25 protein-coding genes are annotated in these 16,087 nt (G+C 68.6%); 1 reads left to right on the forward strand and 24 read right to left on the reverse strand.

The window, feature by feature from the left end; genetic code table 11:
* Positions 1–296 precede the first annotated feature (296 nt).
* From OG293_RS23080 to OG293_RS23195, 24 genes are all read right to left on the reverse strand, one after another.
* On the reverse strand, positions 297–872 hold the full coding sequence (locus tag OG293_RS23080) for a hypothetical protein (RefSeq protein ID WP_406000685.1): 576 nt from the start codon (positions 870–872) through the stop codon (positions 297–299).
* A gap of 10 nt (positions 873–882) precedes the next feature.
* On the reverse strand, positions 883–1,398 hold the full coding sequence (locus OG293_RS23085) for a hypothetical protein (RefSeq protein WP_406000686.1): 516 nt from the start codon (positions 1,396–1,398) through the stop codon (positions 883–885).
* Positions 1,399–1,411: 13 nt separating this feature from the next.
* On the reverse strand, positions 1,412–2,398 hold the full coding sequence (locus OG293_RS23090; protein WP_406000687.1) for a phage tail tube protein: 987 nt from the start codon (positions 2,396–2,398) through the stop codon (positions 1,412–1,414).
* Between the two features lie 2 nt (positions 2,399–2,400).
* Positions 2,401–2,691 carry a hypothetical protein gene (locus OG293_RS23095; RefSeq protein WP_406000688.1) on the reverse strand — a complete coding sequence of 97 codons (291 nt, stop codon included), beginning with the start codon at positions 2,689–2,691 and terminating at the stop codon, positions 2,401–2,403.
* A gap of 43 nt (positions 2,692–2,734) precedes the next feature.
* Positions 2,735–3,199, reverse strand: a complete 465-nt coding sequence (locus OG293_RS23100; RefSeq protein ID WP_406000689.1) for a hypothetical protein — start codon at positions 3,197–3,199, stop codon at positions 2,735–2,737.
* Positions 3,196–4,020: a hypothetical protein gene (locus OG293_RS23105; RefSeq protein WP_406000690.1), complete on the reverse strand. Its 825-nt coding sequence runs from the start codon at positions 4,018–4,020 to the stop codon at positions 3,196–3,198. The genes OG293_RS23100 and OG293_RS23105 overlap by 4 nt, the downstream gene beginning before the upstream one ends.
* A gap of 1 nt (position 4,021) precedes the next feature.
* Positions 4,022–4,669, reverse strand: a complete 648-nt coding sequence (locus OG293_RS23110) for a hypothetical protein (RefSeq protein ID WP_406000691.1) — start codon at positions 4,667–4,669, stop codon at positions 4,022–4,024.
* Between the two features lie 24 nt (positions 4,670–4,693).
* Entirely contained in the window at positions 4,694–4,975 is a 282-nt protein-coding gene (locus tag OG293_RS23115; RefSeq protein WP_406000692.1) for a hypothetical protein, read from the reverse strand.
* Between the two features lie 62 nt (positions 4,976–5,037).
* Positions 5,038–6,414, reverse strand: a complete 1,377-nt coding sequence (locus tag OG293_RS23120; protein WP_406000693.1) for a phage major capsid protein — start codon at positions 6,412–6,414, stop codon at positions 5,038–5,040.
* A gap of 142 nt (positions 6,415–6,556) precedes the next feature.
* On the reverse strand, positions 6,557–7,231 hold the full coding sequence (locus tag OG293_RS23125) for an HK97 family phage prohead protease (RefSeq protein ID WP_406000694.1): 675 nt from the start codon (positions 7,229–7,231) through the stop codon (positions 6,557–6,559).
* Positions 7,232–7,241: 10 nt separating this feature from the next.
* Positions 7,242–8,408, reverse strand: coding sequence for a phage portal protein (locus tag OG293_RS23130; RefSeq protein ID WP_406000695.1), 1,167 nt, complete (start codon positions 8,406–8,408; stop codon positions 7,242–7,244).
* 184 nt (positions 8,409–8,592) lie between these two features.
* Positions 8,593–10,023: a terminase gene (locus OG293_RS23135; protein ID WP_406000696.1), complete on the reverse strand. Its 1,431-nt coding sequence runs from the start codon at positions 10,021–10,023 to the stop codon at positions 8,593–8,595.
* Between the two features lie 31 nt (positions 10,024–10,054).
* On the reverse strand, positions 10,055–10,345 hold the full coding sequence (locus tag OG293_RS23140) for a hypothetical protein (protein ID WP_406000697.1): 291 nt from the start codon (positions 10,343–10,345) through the stop codon (positions 10,055–10,057).
* Positions 10,346–10,633: 288 nt separating this feature from the next.
* Positions 10,634–11,074: an AAA family ATPase gene (locus OG293_RS23145; protein WP_406000698.1), complete on the reverse strand. Its 441-nt coding sequence runs from the start codon at positions 11,072–11,074 to the stop codon at positions 10,634–10,636.
* A gap of 2 nt (positions 11,075–11,076) precedes the next feature.
* On the reverse strand, positions 11,077–11,277 hold the full coding sequence (locus OG293_RS23150) for a hypothetical protein (RefSeq protein ID WP_406000699.1): 201 nt from the start codon (positions 11,275–11,277) through the stop codon (positions 11,077–11,079).
* A gap of 3 nt (positions 11,278–11,280) precedes the next feature.
* A complete protein-coding gene (locus OG293_RS23155; protein ID WP_406000700.1) occupies positions 11,281–11,553 on the reverse strand; it encodes an HNH endonuclease signature motif containing protein in 273 nt (90 codons plus the stop codon).
* A 14-nt stretch (positions 11,554–11,567) separates the two neighbouring features.
* A complete protein-coding gene (locus tag OG293_RS23160; protein WP_406000701.1) occupies positions 11,568–12,146 on the reverse strand; it encodes a hypothetical protein in 579 nt (192 codons plus the stop codon).
* A gap of 580 nt (positions 12,147–12,726) precedes the next feature.
* Entirely contained in the window at positions 12,727–12,900 is a 174-nt protein-coding gene (locus OG293_RS23165) for a hypothetical protein (protein WP_406000702.1), read from the reverse strand.
* Positions 12,901–12,907: 7 nt separating this feature from the next.
* Positions 12,908–13,042, reverse strand: coding sequence for a hypothetical protein (locus OG293_RS23170; RefSeq protein ID WP_406000703.1), 135 nt, complete (start codon positions 13,040–13,042; stop codon positions 12,908–12,910).
* Positions 13,043–13,120: 78 nt separating this feature from the next.
* On the reverse strand, positions 13,121–13,801 hold the full coding sequence (locus tag OG293_RS23175; RefSeq protein ID WP_406000704.1) for a hypothetical protein: 681 nt from the start codon (positions 13,799–13,801) through the stop codon (positions 13,121–13,123).
* Positions 13,798–14,343 carry a hypothetical protein gene (locus OG293_RS23180; protein ID WP_406000705.1) on the reverse strand — a complete coding sequence of 182 codons (546 nt, stop codon included), beginning with the start codon at positions 14,341–14,343 and terminating at the stop codon, positions 13,798–13,800. Before OG293_RS23180 ends, OG293_RS23175 begins: the two co-directional genes overlap by 4 nt.
* Positions 14,340–14,510 (reverse strand): hypothetical protein, encoded by a 171-nt coding sequence (locus tag OG293_RS23185; RefSeq protein ID WP_406000706.1) that lies wholly within the window; start codon positions 14,508–14,510, stop codon positions 14,340–14,342. The genes OG293_RS23180 and OG293_RS23185 overlap by 4 nt, the downstream gene beginning before the upstream one ends.
* Positions 14,510–15,358 (reverse strand): protein transporter Sec31, encoded by an 849-nt coding sequence (locus OG293_RS23190; protein ID WP_406000707.1) that lies wholly within the window; start codon positions 15,356–15,358, stop codon positions 14,510–14,512. The genes OG293_RS23185 and OG293_RS23190 overlap by 1 nt, the downstream gene beginning before the upstream one ends.
* A 163-nt stretch (positions 15,359–15,521) precedes the next feature.
* A complete protein-coding gene (locus OG293_RS23195; protein WP_406000708.1) occupies positions 15,522–15,677 on the reverse strand; it encodes a hypothetical protein in 156 nt (51 codons plus the stop codon).
* Positions 15,678–15,828: 151 nt separating this feature from the next.
* On the opposite strand from OG293_RS23195, the gene OG293_RS23200 reads away from it, so the two are divergent.
* Positions 15,829–16,083 carry a hypothetical protein gene (locus OG293_RS23200; RefSeq protein WP_406000709.1) on the forward strand — a complete coding sequence of 85 codons (255 nt, stop codon included), beginning with the start codon at positions 15,829–15,831 and terminating at the stop codon, positions 16,081–16,083.
* The last annotated feature ends 4 nt before the right edge of the window (positions 16,084–16,087 follow it).

Genomic DNA, 16,087 nt, shown 5'->3' on the forward strand with positions numbered 1-16,087 from the left:
AGCCGCGGTGTGCGCGACGAGCGGCGCCAGTGCCGCAGCCGCAGGGATCACGGCCGGGGCGAGAGAGATCGCCGACTTCTTGATCTGATCCAGTGCGTCGCTGGATCCCTTGCTCGCCCCCTCCATCCGGCGGTGCAGACGGACCGCGCCGTCGCCGACGTCGTTGAGGACGTCCGACACCCGGTCGACACCATCGAGGATGAACCGCATCACCGTCATCGCTCACTCACCGCCTTCGGACTGCTGCGCGACGTGGGCATCCATCCACGCGATGAGCGAGAAGAAGTCGACGACGGTCAGGGCGTCGACCCCTCCGGGAGGGATGTGGAGGAGGTGTGCGAAGAGTCCGAGGTACTGGGCTCGGCAGTCGTCGATGTCGTCGGGGAGATCAGGGACGACGACTCGCTGTCCGGCTCCACTGCTGCCGCGTCCTCGGGCGCCGGGTCCTCGTCTTTTCCCATCGCCTCGGTCAGCTCTTTGACGACCGCCTCGGCGTGCGCCGGGTCGATCGCCGCAGACGGCAGATTGCGCAGCGCGAAGGCCATGTGCTCGCCCGTCACGCTCGGGTCGTTCGTCGCGACGGCGATCGACTCCTCGACGTACGTGACGACCTCGGTCTTGTCGAAGTAGCTCCTCAGGTCGTCGACCCCGGGGTCGAAGTCGGCGAACCTGAGGTTCGGCTCGTGGCGCTTCTTCAGGATCCATGCCACGCCGCGCAGCGCTTCGAGGTCGTCGTCGGCCAGACCCGCCCTGATCTGCGCCCACTTCATGTCGATGGTGCGCTGCACGATCGACGCCTCGGACGAGAGCAGAGTCTTCGCGTCGAAGTGCTCCGGCTCCCCACCGCCGGGCGGCGTGTAGACGATGATCAATGTGGTCTCCCTATTCGATCCAGCCGCGCACGTCCTCAAGGACATGCGCGATCTCGCGAGTCATGCGGGGGGTGTGGGCACGCACCGTCCGGTCCCACCACAACGGGGTAGTGGTCTGCTGCACCCAGCGGCGTTTGTTGCCGAATACGGGGTGCCGGTTGCGGCCCTTGCTGTTGAGGGCCTCGGCCACACCGGGCAGGCCCGGCGGCAGACCGCCCTTGTCCAGCCACACCCGCGCGCCCGGGTTGCCCGACGTCCGCACCGCGATGCGGACCTGCTCGGCGATCGTGGCGCGCAGCGGGCGCGAGATTGGAGACGGCCCGCCCCTGTTGCCCGACTTACGGGGATCCGACTTGATCGGCAGGATGCGGATCGTCTGCCGCATGTCATCCCGCAGCGGCTCGGCCGCCCGCCGGACACGGCGGCCGAAGTTCGCTTTCAGCCGGGCCCCGCCCGCGGCCTTCAGTTTCCGGCTGAGCTCCAGCAGTTGCCCGGTGCCGAGGATCTGTACGGACTGCTGCCCCATGGCGGCACCTCCGCTACAGCGTGACGTCCGCTGACATGTACTCGATCGCCGGAAGGTTCGTCCCGTCATAGAGACCGGTGAACCCGAACTTTGGCTTGACGACGTCCGGGCCGTCGACGGTCGGCGGCGCGTCGTCGATCTTGACGACGGGCAATTTGATGCGGAACGTCTCGGCGTAGGTGCTCGCGATGATCGGGCCGATGAACTCCCAGACGAGGGACGTGCCGCCGTCCGAGGTGTGCAGGTCGTCGACTGCGGTCGCGACGTAGTCCATCTCCAAGCTGCCTGTGATCTTCGTCAGCTCGTTGCTGATGGGCTCCTTCTTCAGCCCTGCCTGCCCGGCATAGAACCGGTCGGTGGCCTGCGGGCGTTCGATCTTGACGCTGACCTTGCGGACACCGTCGAGCGCCGTCTCGGTGCCGAAGCTGCCCGTCTTGATCGCCATCTGACCGAAGTGGAACGGTGCCATCTGCGGGTACGACGCGACCGCCAACGTCTGTGTCTCGTCGCAGTCCTTGCTGTCGAACTCGATGCTGACGGTCAGCATGCCGCCGACCTCGCACGAGAACTCTGCCGACTGGACCTTGCAGCCGACGAACGTCTTGTCCGTCACCGTGCCCGTCGTCAGCGGCACACCCTTCTGGATCGTCAGCGACTTGCCCGCCACGTCCGCCAGAGTGTGCGTCTGCAGGTACGCCGTCGTCACGCCCTGCTGCACCGGAGTGACCGTCGTACCCATCAGAGCCTGCAAGAACAGGCCCATCAGCTTGTTGGTCACCTCCATCTCAAGCGAGCCGGCCGCCTCCCGCTGAGTCACCACCCGCCGCGACGACAGCGCCAGCTGCCGACCGGCCGCGATGCCGCTGCTCTGCGCCGTAGTCTTCTTCAGCGCGAGCGACTCCTTCGTGAACTCGGGGAAACGCGTGGGCGCCACGAACGTGCCGTACGACGACTCGGCCGCGACACCGACCTGTGCCCCGAGCCCGGATCCGATACCCATGATCAGCCCTCCTTCGAGGTGGCGGCCTTCGCCGCGGCGGTGGTCTTCTTCGCTGCTGTCGCCTTCGGCTCAGGCTCCGCGACGGCCTCGGACTCGCTCTCGCTCTCAGCGTCCTCGCCCATGGGCCACACCCAGTCACGGGGCTCCTCAACGGGCTCCCACACGGTGGTCTGGCAGACGTATCCGCCGAACCGTTCGTCAGGCACTTGGATCAGTTCGTCCGGCTGAATCAGGCGGTTCCCGAGCTCCGGCACGGTGACCGGCTCGGCGCCGAGAAAGCGCACACGCGCCATGGCTACTCCCTGGGGTGATTGATGTTCAGACGTGCAGTGAAGGTCAGATACGGGCGCGGCAGGCGATCGAGAACGCGAGCCCGGCCAGAGCGCCCGTGGCCGCGACGTAGGTGAGATCACCCGTCGTCAGGTGCGCCCACAGCACCGTGCCGTTCAGCGTCGGCGCCTCAGGCGCGGCGTCCGTGGCACGCAGCGCGGACTCGACCGCGGCCACCAGCTCGAACACCCGCGTCCGCTGCAGAGCAATGTCCTTGTCGCCCGAGCGACTCTCGGCGTAGCAGGCGATGGTGAAGTCCTCGTCACGGCTGCGGGCGCCCGCATTGGCGAAGTCCTGCTGCAGCGTGACCGCAGGTTCCTCGGACGACTGCCACCCGATGTAGATCCGCTGCCGCTCGGTGAGGTTCACCATCGGCGGGCCGTCCACGATGCGTACGCCCTCCAGTGCTGGCGCCGCCCGCAGGATCGCGAGCAGCGCGTCAACGGCGGCCGGGACGCGGGACGTCATCATGCGATACCCCCCGGCAGCCGGTCGCCCTGCAGCAGCTGCAGCGCGCGGTTGGGAATGCTGTAGCCCAGACCCGGAATCGGCTCGGTCACGCTGAAGTCGTCGCCGCCGCCGACCATGCCGCGGGCCGCGCCGTACTGCGTACGCCACAGGTGCTGAAGGATCATCTTCCCCGCGAGAGCGATATTCGGCCGGACCGCGGTCCGGCCGGCCACGTACTCGACGTGGTACTCGCACTGCGTGAACACCAGGCCGTCAGTGCGGCGGAGCACACCCGACTCTGCGTCGGCCACATTCAGCACGTCCACCGGCACCGACTCCTGCCACGTGCCGAGCGCCGTCATCGACGTCACGGCCAGGACTGGGGTCGTGTCCAGCACCACTCGGTCGCTGCCACCGCGTACGGGCTGCGTGACGCTGCGGCGGACGACCGCGCCGACAAAGAACTCGACCGCCTGCGTCGTCGCCGCGATGTACTCGCGCAGCTCTTCGTCGTACTCCGTCGTCGTGATGTCGAGCTGCGCTTTCGCCGAGGCCAGTGAGAACAGCAGCGGCGGCGTCGCCTCGCGTACGTCGAACACGTCCGTGTACGCGCCCGCGTTGATGCCCGTCGCCACCCACCGCACCGAGTGCCGTCCGGGCTGCACCGTCGGATAGTCGTAGGCGTAGACACCCGTCGACGACGGGAGTACTGAGGAGACGGTCACCGTCGACGCATCCGGCAGGGTGATCGTCAGCGCCATGCCGCCAGCGTTGGCGAGCGCCCCTGCCCCGTCCTTCACGGTCGTGCCGAGCGGCACCTGCGCGCCGAGGTCGTACGGCATGTCAGCCTCCGCTCATGGTCGGCCCGGTGCGGGCGTACGGTCCGGGCCCGGCCAGCAGCCGCACCGAGGCTGCGACGATCCCGGCTCGGCTGATGTTGACGTCGTCGATCTCGGCAAAGTCCATGACGCCCGTGTCGCGGTGCGCCTCGAACAGCAGCGACAGATCAGTGTCGGCAGCCCATGCCGGGGACGGCGCGGTGCGGCGCACCGTCCACGCCCGGCCGTCCGGGGACGTCTCCCAGTACAGGGATCCGTCGTCCTCCCGCAGCCGCAGCCACGCATGCGCCACGGGGTCGTACAGCGGGAACAGGGCGCTGCCGTCGGCGTACCCCTCGCGGAGATACAGGCCCATCGCACTCTGCGCCCCGTCGATCAGGAACCCGGCATCCGTGCCCGGCGTCGACGACAGCACCAGCAGCGAGCAGGCAGCTGTCGACGCCCCGCCCGCTGCCGGCGGAATCACACGAGCAGATACCTGCGACCACGCGAGCGAGTAGCCCGACGCTGAGCGCAGGGCCGCGTAGCCCGCCGTGCACGGCACGCGGCCCCGCCCGCCCGCGACCACCGGATCCCCGTACGACTGCGGCCACAGACCCGGATCGACCGCGCCATCGTCGAACTGGTCCTGCAGCAGACCGAACCCGGCCACCGCCGTCCGCCTCCCGGCCCCGGCCTACTTGCTGCCACGAGACGAGGCAGTACGGCGCGGCTTGGACTCGACCGCCGTCTCATGCGGCGCCGACTGCTCACGCCCCTCGACAGCGGCGTCCCCCTCCGGCGCGGCGTCGCCGTCCTCTTCGAGCTTCTTCAGCTGCTCGTCGACCTGCGCTGCCCGCTCCGGCAGGCCGCGAGTCTCGTAGCCCGCCCGTTCCCGCTCCAGTGCCGCACGGTGCGCGGCGCGCTGCTCGGCCGCGACTTCCGCCTCGGTCTTCTCCCGCTCCGGATCAATCCTCACCGGCTGAGTCCTTTCGAAGAAGGGGGCCCCGGACCGTGGTGGTCCGGGGCACGAGGGGGTGACTAGAAGACGGGTGCGATCATGCCGGTGCCGGCGATGACCGAGATGGACTTCGGGTAGCGCTCGGAGTGCAGCGCCGCGTAGTTGTAGAAGCGGAGCAGCACCGAGAGCTGATCGGCCTTCGTCTCGCGGAACGTCTCGCTGCGCGGGGTGCCCTCGAAGAGGATGACGTCGGACGAGCGGGCGACGATGATCCGGTCCTCGTTCGTTCCGGCGCCGAGGTTGGTCGGGATGTTCGGGTCGACGTAGACCGGCAGGCCCTGCAGCGTGCCGACGAATCCTTCGGACACCACGTCGGACATTGCGGCGAGGACGTTCTGCGGCAGGTTCGCCGACGGCACGACCAGCGGCCGGCCCGCGGTGTCGAGGGACACCGTGTACCAGGCCCACCGCCGCGGGTGCATAAAGATCTTGTCCGGCGGGAGCAGGCGCCCGGTGTGGATCTGCTGGATACCGTCACCGACCTTGCTGTACGCCTCGCCTACCGTCGGCGACGCATCGGTGTACGTGATCGCGTTGAGGCCGGTCACGTTGAGCAGACCGCGCTTGCTTGCCGCGTTGTTGTTGATCACGAACGTGTCGAGCTTCACCGCGTAGTCCGCCGCGAGGTCGGCGAGCAGGATGCCGTCCATGTTGATCGGCGACTGCTCAAGCAGCTGCTGCGGGATGACCTGCTGACCCGCGATCGTCGCCACGGCAGCCGACACGCTCGTGCTCGTCGCGTCGGTGTTCTGCACCGCTGTGTTCTGTGACGTCTGCTCGGCGGTCGCCGTACCGGTCGCGACCTTGGGCAGGCTGATCGTGTCGGTACCGGCGGGCAGCGGCTGCGGCGCCACCTGGTCGGCGACCACACGGCCGGCGCGGGCGAGTGCCACATAATCGTTGATCATCCACAGCGGCGGCACGAACTCGCCCGCGCTGCCGTCCGTGGTGGTGAGCGCACGCTTCTGCAGCTCGTCGCCGACCTCACGGTCGTTGCGGCGCAGCCGGTCCATGGCGTCCGTGTCACCGCGCTGCTGCGCCCGGAACAGGTCGCGGAAGTACGACGTCTGACCGCCCTTGCGGTACGTCTCCGGCTCCGAGGTGACCGTCACCCGCTCGCGGCGCTCGCCGGCCTGCCGGTGCTCGGCGAGAACCTCGGCGGCCCGCTGCTCACGCGCCTCGTCCTCCTCCAGATCCTTGATCTTCGCGGAGAGTTCCTCGATCTCCGCATCCTTGGCCTTGACCGCGTCGCGCCGCTCGTTGAACTTGGCGACCTCGTCGTCGTTCAGTCCACGGTTCTCAGCCGTAGGCGCGGTGAGGACGGAGTCCATCTCGGTCTTCAGCGCGGCCCGGGCTTCGAGCGCGGCCGTCATCTGCTTACGCAGGTAGGCGAGCATGGCTCGCTCCCTTCATGGTGGTGGGTTGGGTCGCGCCTGCGGATCCGTCCGGGTGGTGGTCCAGGTGGTGGCGCCGTCACGGCATGCGTGAGAGCGCTCCGGCGTGGACTCCGGCGCGTCAGGTAATGCAGGCGAAATACGGCTACAGGGCCAGTGCTTCGGCCTGTGCCTGGTACAGAGACAGCGGGTGCTGCACCGCCACAGGGGCGGGCTCAAGCCGGCGCTGCAGTCGCTCGTACAGCGCCCGTGCGTCCGCCTCGTCGAGGCGGTCGAAGTCGGCGCCACGCATGGCGGGCGTCACGGTCGTTGCAGGGTTCGCGCCGAAGTTGACCACACTCACGTCGCCGCGGTGCAGGTCCACTTCGAGGATGTCGCGCTGATCGTAATCCGGTGACCACTGCTGACGGGTCACGCGGAACGCGAACGACATCTCGTCGACGCTGCCTTCTTCGAGAGCGAGCAGCATGTCATTGACGTCGCTGCGCTTGGTGTTGACGTCGGCTTCCATGTGCAGCCCCGTGGTGTCCTCCGACAGGCGCAGCGTCCCGGCCTGCGTGTACGCCATGGCCAGACCGCCGTGATTCAGCAGCAGCTGCACTTGCGGGTTCTCGGAGAGGGTCTTCGCGAACGCCCCCGCACGTACGACCTCGGAGTACGGGCCGAGCCAGTCCCACATCTCGAACGGGCTCTCGGTCACCGAGGCATAGCCCTCGATCGTCGTCGGACCGTTGTCTTTCTTCGCCCGGACCTCAAGCTGCACAGGGAACGCGCGCCGCACGATCCCAGACGACTTGGCCCGGTCGCTCTTGACGCTCATCGCGCCCCCTTCACTTGTCGGCCTCTTCCGGCCCCGGCGGGCCGATCTCGTTGGGTACGTCGCCCCAGTCGACGGGCTGCATGTCCTCGTCGCCGCGAACCTCGTTGACGACCTTGAACCGGTTGCGCAGAGCGATTGAGTGCGCCCGGTAGCGGGTCAGCAGATCCGTACGGGCCAGCGCACCGCGGTTGAGCTTCACGTACTGCCCCGGCGGAAGGAGACCCGTGAACATCGCCTCGGCTCGCACGAGCCACCGGTCCAGCGCGTACGTCAGCAGATCAAGCGAGCGCTGCTCAACGTTGGCGTAGGTCATCGACCCGCCCGTTTCGTAGCCCAGAATCTCCGGCATGCCCGGACCGTAGATCCGGGCGCACTCCGCCGCGGTGTACCGCTGCGTCTCCAGAAACTGCGACTCGTTCGCCGCCACTTGGATCGCCTGATACTTCCAGCCCTGCCCCAGCACCAGCGGTTCCCGCGTCCCGCGCAGCGCAGCCATGAACCGGTCTTTCGCGGTGCGGGCCTGCTTCTGGTCGAGGGCCGCATCGTTGGTCAGCATCCCCGAGGGGTGCGCCCCGTCCTCGAACCACTGCTGACCGAACCGGGCTGCCGCGAGGCCGAGCCCGATCGTCATCGCGTGATGCTGCACCGGCGACAGGCCGAGCAGCCTGCCCGCGACCGAGTAGGCGCGCTGGTGCCACATGTCCGGCAGTTCGTCCGCTGTCAGTTCCCTGCCGCCCACCCGCCAGCGCGGCATGCCGTCCCGCTCGTCGCGCCAGCCCTGCACCTCGTCGGGGTGGTACAGCACGATCTGTGTCGGGTTCCCGAGCCGGTCCCTGTCGGCCACCCGCCCGTACGTGTTGCCGCGCAGCAGCACCGACATCTGGTACTGATACAGCCAGTCGATCACGCCGTAGCCGTCGCCCGCCGGATCGACCAGAACCCTCGGCCTGTCCACCTCCCGCTGCGCCTTCCCCTCGCCCTCGTACACATCGATCGGCAGCGTCGACACCAGACTGCACACCAGGTCCACCGCCGACCACACGGCCACCTTCTGCAGGCTCGCCTCGCTCCGCGACAAATTGATCCGCGCGAACGACGAGGACACCGCAGACGGGCGCGGGATCTCCGGCTCGGCGAACGGCGCCCGCGACTCGCGCCGGGGAAAGAACAGGCTCATCGAGTCCGCCAATCCGCAGCCAGACAGAACGCCCCAGCCAGCGCCAACCCGGCCGGGGCGTACACCATCCAGCCCGCCGCTGAAATGAGTACCGCCCCGGCCGCGCCCGGCAGCCGCGCCGCCGCCCAGCCGGCTGCCGCAGCGAGGGCGCCCACAACCTTCGCCCTGTCCATGAGCGCCCCTCTCAATAGATGTTGTCCATCGGATCGACGTCTTCCTCGACCTCGGCGCCGAGCCCCCACTTCGCGAGCGTCACCGCCATCAGCGGACTGATGTCGACGCCGACGCTGCGCCGCGCCCATGCCCACGCGTCACCGAGCGGCCGCTTCTGCGCGCCCGCCAGAGCCGTCGCCATGGGCGCCTGATCGATGTGTGACAGCGACTGGTCGGTGACCGCGTCGTAGAACTGCCCGCAGGCTGTCGCGGTGTCCCGCGCTTTCGGCTGCACGACCTCGATGCCGAGCCGCTCCTCAAGATCTTTGATGATCGACGCGGCCGGGCTGGCAGGGTCGATCACCCAGCACCGCGGCTTGTGCTTCGCGTGCAGCGCCTTCGCCCGCTCGATCAGCCACCCGGTGCCGGGCCGGTGGTCGACGACCTCGGCATGCGTGCCGCCCCGCCACGAGCCAGCCGTTCCGATCGCCGCGTGCGACCGCTCAGGCGTCATGTCGATGGCGAACGCGACCTGCCCCTCGGCCGACGACTGCGCGTTCGCCAGCGCCCGCCACACCTCTTCGCCGATGACTTGCCACGAGTCGGCCACGATCGACGGGTAGTTGCCCACCCCGAGCCGCTCACGGGCGTAGCCTGCCGCGCCGAGGGTCGACCGCTCGTTGCGTGACTTCTCCAGCGTCAGCCGGTAGCCGACCCCGGGGTTCGACTTGAGGATTGCCTCGTCACTGTCGGCGTCGTCGTGGTCCGTGCAGCTCTGCGGGCACTCGTCGACGTGCGGGTCGATTGACCACTCGAAGTAGGCGAGCGACGGATCCGGCACACCGGTCTCGATGGCTGCCAGGGCGCGGTGCCGCAGCCGTGCGAGCTGCACCGACGGAGAGCCGATGCCCGCCGAACCCAGGTACCAGATCTGCGGGTTGGCGATCGCGGCCATGGTCGGCAGCAGTGCTTCCATAGCGTCATCGCCGAGGATCATGTCCTCGTCCATGATGTTGCAGTCGCCGGTGAAGCCTCGGCCCGAGCCGCGCGAGCGGGCGATGAACCGCAGCTCCTGCCCAGACCAGAGCTCGATGCCTTCCTCGCCCACGGTCTTGCGGTACTGCTTGACCCGTTTGTGCAGGTCAGGGGTTCGCCGGATGAGTCGCTCGATCCGCTTGAACGCAGCCTTCGCGGTCTTGAACTCGTGGGCGCTGTGGAGGATCAACTCCTCGCCGCCGATGAACAGACCCCACAACTCGCGGGCCTCGATCACCCCGCCCTTGCCGTTCTGCCGCGGGATGTTCACCGCGACCTCGAACGCAGCCCAGTCGCCGTACGAGTCCTCGCTCATGCCCTGGTCGAGAATGAACTGCTGCCACGGGTCGAGCTCCAGACCCGCCTTCTTGGCAAGGTCGATAGCTTCCTGCCCGGCGCTCGACAGCCGGGTCGGGGGGACGGTCAAGATCCGGGGCCGCTGGTGGCCGTAGACGACCTCAGTCTTCGGCCTCCGCCGCGAGGCGGGCAGCCTCGGCGCGGCGCGCCTCGCGATCGCGGGCGATGTCATCGACGGCATCCCCTTCCCCATCGACGGGCGCCAGCCGGCGCAGGTCGGCCATGACGGCGCGTAGCTCTCGGGCGGCCTGTGCGATCGAGGTCGCGGCCTCGGTTCCGTCGATCGACGCGGCGAGTGCGAGCGCGACCGCGGCGAGTCCGGGCGCGATGGCAGTCACATTGAGCTGGTCAATCTCGTCGCGGATCTGCTTGACAACGTCGGTGGTTGTCATGTCGCTTCACCCCACCTGACGGATCGTCAGTCACTGAGTGTGACGCCAATGGATCATCACGTAGGGTGACGTAGATCATTTTCATCGGATCGAAGAACCGGTGAAAATGATCTTTCATTCGGGCCGCGCAAAAAATCGGGCGGGAAGGGCTTTTGGGTCGCCCGTCCCTGAGCTCAAAGAATGCCTGGATCGGGCCGATCGGCCATGATCGGATCACGCTCGCGCACCCTTGTGGATCACTCGACGGGTCACTCTCACCCTCCGCTACGGGAGTCGGGTTGCGCTGCGTTACCAGTCCCGTGACGCCTGCGGCATGGCCCCTGACGTCTGCCGGTTGCGGTGGGCCCGGTACCACTTGGTCGCAACGGCTCGCATGGCCGGCTGCCTCATGGTCTCGATGCGTTGCATCACGACGTCACGACCGGGGTCGATGATCACGATGCGGGCGCCTAGCCGCTTGTAGTCGGCCCTGGCCTTCGCGCTCGGCAGGGTGTTGATCAGGTAGACGTCGGTCTTGTCGAGGTGTTGCTCGGCTTCTCGGATGGCAGCGAAGCGGGCGCGGTGTACGACCTTGAGCAGTACGTCGCTGTGTGCGTGGTGGTCGGCGCCGGGGCCTGACATGGCGAGGGCTATGAGGTCGAGGTCGATGACGATGTCGGTGGGCCGGGCGTGGCTGCGGATCCATGACGACTTGCCTGCGCCGGGCGGGCCGGTCACGACGATGAGCACGGCTACCCGCTCGACAGGTCGACGGCGTACCGGACGGCGTCTCCCTCGCTCACCGTGCCGAGCTGCAGCGTGATGCCGTCGATCTCGATGTGCTCGCTGCTGTACGGGCTGAGGGATACGCCGGTCTGTGCGGTGGTCTCGGTCATCCGGTCCAGTGCGTCAGCAAGGCGGCGCAGCGTGGCGGCATCGGCCAGGTTGGACACGGGTCACCACCTCCGGGACGTCTTGAGCGGCTGCGGCCCGACTCGGTTCCCCTTGGCGCTGTTGCACCGTCGGTGCATGCTGCGGGCGTTGGCGGGGTCGAGCAGGTCGCCGCCCTTCGACAGGGGCACGACGTGGTCGAGGGTGAACGACATTGGGTGCCGGGCGTCGAGGCCGGGGTCGATGTTGTGGCCGCAGCGGGCGCACGGGTCACCGAGGGCTTTCACGGCGGCGACGAGACGGCGGTAGGGGCGCCCGTTGCGCGGGTTGCCGGCCACGGGCGCTCACCTCCTCACGCCTTGGGCACGCTCCACTCAGGCTGTACGGGCACGGCTTCGCTGGTGTAGATCACTCGCTCGGGCCGCTGCTTGGCGGGGACGGCGAACACGGTCTTGCCGCGGACGCAGTCGCCGACCTTGACCTGAGCCTCGTATGGGTACTCGGGCTTGGGGAAGTCCCCGTATGTGGCGCTGCTCGGCCGGATGCGGGTGCCGTCGGAGTATGCGAGTTCCCATGGGTTGCGGGTCATGCCCACGGTGCCCTTCGTGCTGCAGACCTTGAGGTCGACGGTGGCCCACACGTAGCCGGTGGTGCCGAACTCCTCGTCGGCGGACGCGTGAGTCTTGACCTTGCCTTGCTCATAGCCGAGGACGGTGACGTTGGCCGCTGTCCCGGCTTCTCGGTCATCGGCGTTGGTCGGCTGGCCGAAGGTGAGGGGCGCGGCCGGGGTGGGCGTGGCGCTGTCGCTCGGGGTTGGGGAGGCTGATGTCCCGGGCTTGTCGGCCTTGGGGTCGTCGCTGGTGTTGCTGCTGCAGCCGGTGAGGGTGAGCAGGGCGACGGACGTGGCCGTGAGCAGGGTTCTGGTGCGCATGGTCCCCCATGACGTTGCGTGATGAGAGTGGACATCATCGGGCACGCCGGGCGTCGCAGGGAGGGGAATAGCGAAGGCTCCGACCGTAAGAGTGATCGGAGCCTTCGTGGGTGTCTGTGTGGCCGTTCTGGGACATGCGTAAGGCCCGCGCTGTGGCGGGCCTTTCCTGTGTCCGGGCATGCTTATCGGCCCCCAGGATGCGACACGTGATCGACGGAAGTCAACTCGGGGCGGCGTGTGAGAGAGATCGTTTTGCGCTCGCTCGGTACTACGTTCAGACACTCTCTTTCCTCAGCCACCGTTCTTTTATTGGAGTGGAGTGGAGCAGGCGCGCGCGAGGGGACCGGGGAGTCCCCTGGGGACGCATCGCGGTGACGTGCAGTGATCGGTTTGATTAGCCGTTAGACGCAGCGTGCAATCGGCGTCGTTTCGCGCTCGATTCGTCTTCGATTCGCTGTCGATTCGAGTCCCGAAACGGGGGATGACGGCCCGTCGGCGGGCATGACGGAGCCCCTGCCGACGGGGGGACGAACGGCAGGGGCTCCGGTCTCACGCTACGCCGCGGAACCGACAACGGGGATCAGATGTGGCGCAACTCCAGTTCGGCGAACTCGGCTCGCGCCGTGGCCGCGTCCCTCCTGCCCTTGGCGATGTCGTAGATCAGTCCGACGGCGTGGTACTCGTTGCCGTCGGTGGCGTCACGGAGGGCGCTGGCGATCTCGGCGATGGCCTCGAAGTCCTCGGAGTCGCTCATGCGCCCATCATCCCTGCTTCGGCTTGCCCGGTACGGGCTTCTGTGGGGCCGGGTAGTGCCCGCCGCGGGACGGCTGGTACACGGTCTCGTGACCGGTCCTGCGCGGGTCGCCCTCGGGGAGCTTCGGCTGTCGGAGTGGCATGCTGACGGTCCTGTCTCGTGATCGGGATGGGACCGGGGCGGTCGGGATGCCTGGCAGCGAACGGCCGCCCCGGGGTTCTCAGGCGCGCGGCACGTGGTGCCGGCGGTGCTTCTCCGTGGGGTCGGTGATCGTCACACCCCACTCGTTGCGGTCCACCTGCGGGCTGTTGTTGGTGTTGGCGTCGTGACCAGCGCCAACAACACCAACAGGGGCCGGGGGAGGGGCAGGGGAGGGGAGCGGCGGCACGTCGTCGCGGTGGACTCCGGTGGAGTTGCCGACCCCTCGCACGCGTACGCCGTCGCGCATGGGCACGCCCGCGTCAGCGAGCAGGGAGCGCACGTCGGCGGGCGTCCACGGGCGACGAGTCTCGGCCTCCAGCTCGGTGCGCACGGTGGCGAGGTGGACGCCGTTGCGCTCGCCGATCAGCTCCCACAGCAGCTCGATCACGTCGTCGGGGTGCCACGCTTCGGGCTGCTCGTCCTCGTCGTCCTCAGGATGCTCGTCGTCCGGTTCGTCGAGCTCTTCGGCGTCAGCGGTGCGGCCGGCCTGGTGCGCCGCCAGGAGGCCGACGGCGACGGCGAACCACATGAGCCAGCGGTGCAGGGACAGGGCAGTCATAGCGATCGAGCCGGCCAGGCCGAGCAGGAACCAGCGGGCGAGTGCTTCGAGCCACTCCCCCGGCCACAGCGCGGGCCCGATGTGCCGTGCGATGCGGGCGCTCCCCCGGGCGATGTTCTCGATGGGCTGAGAGGCGTTCACTGGACCATCCCCGCGTACCAGCCGCCCGCGACGTTGACGAGCGAAGCGAGCGGCACAGCGGCGATGCCTGCGATGCCGCGGGACAGGCCCAGGAGGATCCCCGCAAGGACGCCGAGCAGCGTCTGCTTCTTCGGCAGCTTCTTCGACCACAGGTGCTGGCCGATCATGAGCGCGGTGAGGATCGCGAACATGGCGTAGCCGCCGTCAGTGAGGACCACTTGGTTGGCCCGGGTGACGTTGGGGCTGTTGCCGCCGATGCCGTAGACGAGATAGATGGTGCCGATGCCGTCGCCGGACCAGAGGCTGAAACGGGTGATCAGGCCGAGCGCTGAGGCGGGGCCGGCGGCGAGGACAGCGAGGATGCCGAAGCAGAGTGCGAGGACGAACGGGAGCAGGGTCTTCCAGTCGCGGGAGCCGCCTCCGTCGTCGCCTTTGCCGCGTCCACCGCTGCCTTTCTTCCACCAGCGTTGGACGGTCATCGCGAGGATGATCGTTCCGAGGGTGATGCCGCCGAGGCTGACGGCGGGGTTGCCGAGGTTCACGTGTGGCTCCAGATTGCGGCGATGTAGACCGTGGCGGCGGTGATGAGGGCGACGGTGCGCACCGCGGGCATGAAGTACGGGCCGGGGCCGCGGCGGGGCGCGATGGCGACGAGGGCGCAGGCGCCGAGGATGGCGAGCATCGGGAATGCGATCAGGGCGAGGAGCATCACGCCCCCTTCCGGAGCGCCCGGATGTACCGCTGGACCGTCTCCGGCTTCACGTTGGCGTCAGCGACCTTGCGGACGTAGCGGAGGACCGCGTCCGGATCGTGGATGCCGCAGTCCGCGGCGGTCCGGACGGCATCCGCAATGGTCATCGGCCCTTTGCGGGCGGGCTCGGCGTCCTCGTCTGGATCGTCCGTGGCCTGTGCGGATGCGTCCGGATCGGCGTCCGGATTCGTCCGGAGAGCGAGCCGCTCCGCGTCGACGAGGGCCTCGTGGCGGGTGAGTTCGCGGGTGATCGTGACCATGGCGAGTCGGCCGCCGACCTCGGCGCGCTGCTTCTCTACCCACTGCTGGGTGAGCGCGTCGAGGGGCTTGGCGTGGTGGCGCATGACGACGGTCCAGCCGCCCTTAGCGATGCCGGACACGGCCGCGCCGACGACGCCGATCACCTCTTGCCCGGCGAGCCAGCCGTGCGCGGCGACGGCCACCATGGCGACCGCGAGCGAGGCGTGCCCGGCGAGGCGCGGCAGGCGGGCGCGCGGGGGGTCGTAGCGGGCGAGCCATTCCAGCGCCATGCACATGATCCATAGGAGGTCGAAGACGATCGCTGCGCCGTACGCAGCTGCGGCGATGACGACGAGGGCCAGGAGGTCACCGATGCTCGCGGTCGACCAGATGACCGAGGCTGTGACGAGGAGGCCGGCGCACGCGGTGACGGCCGCGAGGACGATGCGGTCCCAGTCGCGTGGTGGGACGGGGGCGTCGATGGTGTAGCGGTCGAGGACCATCTCGGTCTTGCCGTTGATGGTGTGGGGTACGAGGCGGGTCCGCTCGATGCTGCGGGTCTTCACGGTGTTCCTCCGGAGCGCGAGGGTGGCCGTGCCCGCGTGGGGGTGGACGCGGGCACGGCCGGTCGGGGTGGTCAGCGGCGGGGCGGTGGCGCGAAGAGGACGTAGATCGTGCCCAGCACGAGGGCCGCAAGGGCGATCACGGACAGGACCGCGAGGACGGCGCTCATCGGCGTGCTCGGGCGTCGCGGTTGATGCTGTCGGCGCGGGTGGTTGCCCCTGCCCTGTAGTCGGTGGCGGCGCGCTGGTGGAGCTGCGCGGCGTCGGCGTGCTGGTCGGCGATGACGGGGGTGGTGCGTTGCTGTGCGATGGGTACGCTCATGGCGGACCTGCTCCTTCGTCGTGGTTGTGGGTGGGTCCGCCCCCTGGTCCGGCGCTCCAACGCCTTATGGATCAGGGGGCTTTCCCGTTACCGAGTACGACCGTAGCGACTTCCTTGCCATATGGCAATGAGGTCAGGGAGAATGGTGGCCATGGCCGACGACGAAGGAGGGCCGGACATGATCAGCTTCCGGGAGTTGGCCCGACGGCTGGTGAGCGAGGGCGTCGTCGAGCGGATCACGCATCAGCGGATCTCGCAGATCCGGCGCGATGATCCCGAGGGCTTCCCGCCCGTCGTGCAGATCGGTCGGTCGCTGGCGGTGGACTACCGCAAGGCGCGCCCGTACTTCGCTGGCCGGAAGTCGAGGCAGGGGCAGCGCACGGACCTGAAGCGGGCTGAGGAGTGAGTGA

The sequence above is a fragment of the Streptomyces sp. NBC_00829 genome (genome assembly GCF_045161795.1).
Lineage (GTDB): Bacteria > Actinomycetota > Actinomycetes > Streptomycetales > Streptomycetaceae > Streptomyces.

Bases quoted from the DNA above. Each gene is read 5' to 3' on its own strand.
- OG293_RS23085 (WP_406000686.1), bottom strand. From the start codon at position 1,398: ATGGGGCAGCAGTCCGTACAGATCCTCGGCACCGGGCAACTGCTGGAG.
- OG293_RS23090 (WP_406000687.1), bottom strand. From the start codon at position 2,398: ATGGGTATCGGATCCGGGCTCGGGGCACAGGTCGGTGTCGCGGCCGAG.
- OG293_RS23095 (WP_406000688.1), bottom strand. From the start codon at position 2,691: ATGGCGCGTGTGCGCTTTCTCGGCGCCGAGCCGGTCACCGTGCCGGAG.
- OG293_RS23100 (WP_406000689.1), bottom strand. From the start codon at position 3,199: ATGATGACGTCCCGCGTCCCGGCCGCCGTTGACGCGCTGCTCGCGATC.
- OG293_RS23105 (WP_406000690.1), bottom strand. From the start codon at position 4,020: ATGCCGTACGACCTCGGCGCGCAGGTGCCGCTCGGCACGACCGTGAAG.
- OG293_RS23120 (WP_406000693.1), bottom strand. From the start codon at position 6,414: ATGCTCGCCTACCTGCGTAAGCAGATGACGGCCGCGCTCGAAGCCCGG.
- OG293_RS23125 (WP_406000694.1), bottom strand. From the start codon at position 7,231: ATGAGCGTCAAGAGCGACCGGGCCAAGTCGTCTGGGATCGTGCGGCGC.
- OG293_RS23130 (WP_406000695.1), bottom strand. From the start codon at position 8,408: ATGAGCCTGTTCTTTCCCCGGCGCGAGTCGCGGGCGCCGTTCGCCGAG.
- OG293_RS23140 (WP_406000697.1), bottom strand. From the start codon at position 10,345: ATGACAACCACCGACGTTGTCAAGCAGATCCGCGACGAGATTGACCAG.
- OG293_RS23160 (WP_406000701.1), bottom strand. From the start codon at position 12,146: ATGCGCACCAGAACCCTGCTCACGGCCACGTCCGTCGCCCTGCTCACC.
- OG293_RS23165 (WP_406000702.1), bottom strand. From the start codon at position 12,900: ATGAGCGACTCCGAGGACTTCGAGGCCATCGCCGAGATCGCCAGCGCC.
- OG293_RS23170 (WP_406000703.1), bottom strand. From the start codon at position 13,042: ATGCCACTCCGACAGCCGAAGCTCCCCGAGGGCGACCCGCGCAGGACC.
- OG293_RS23185 (WP_406000706.1), bottom strand. From the start codon at position 14,510: ATGCTCCTCGCCCTGATCGCATTCCCGATGCTCGCCATCCTCGGCGCC.
- OG293_RS23195 (WP_406000708.1), bottom strand. From the start codon at position 15,677: ATGAGCGTACCCATCGCACAGCAACGCACCACCCCCGTCATCGCCGAC.
- OG293_RS23200 (WP_406000709.1), top strand. From the start codon at position 15,829: ATGGCCGACGACGAAGGAGGGCCGGACATGATCAGCTTCCGGGAGTTG.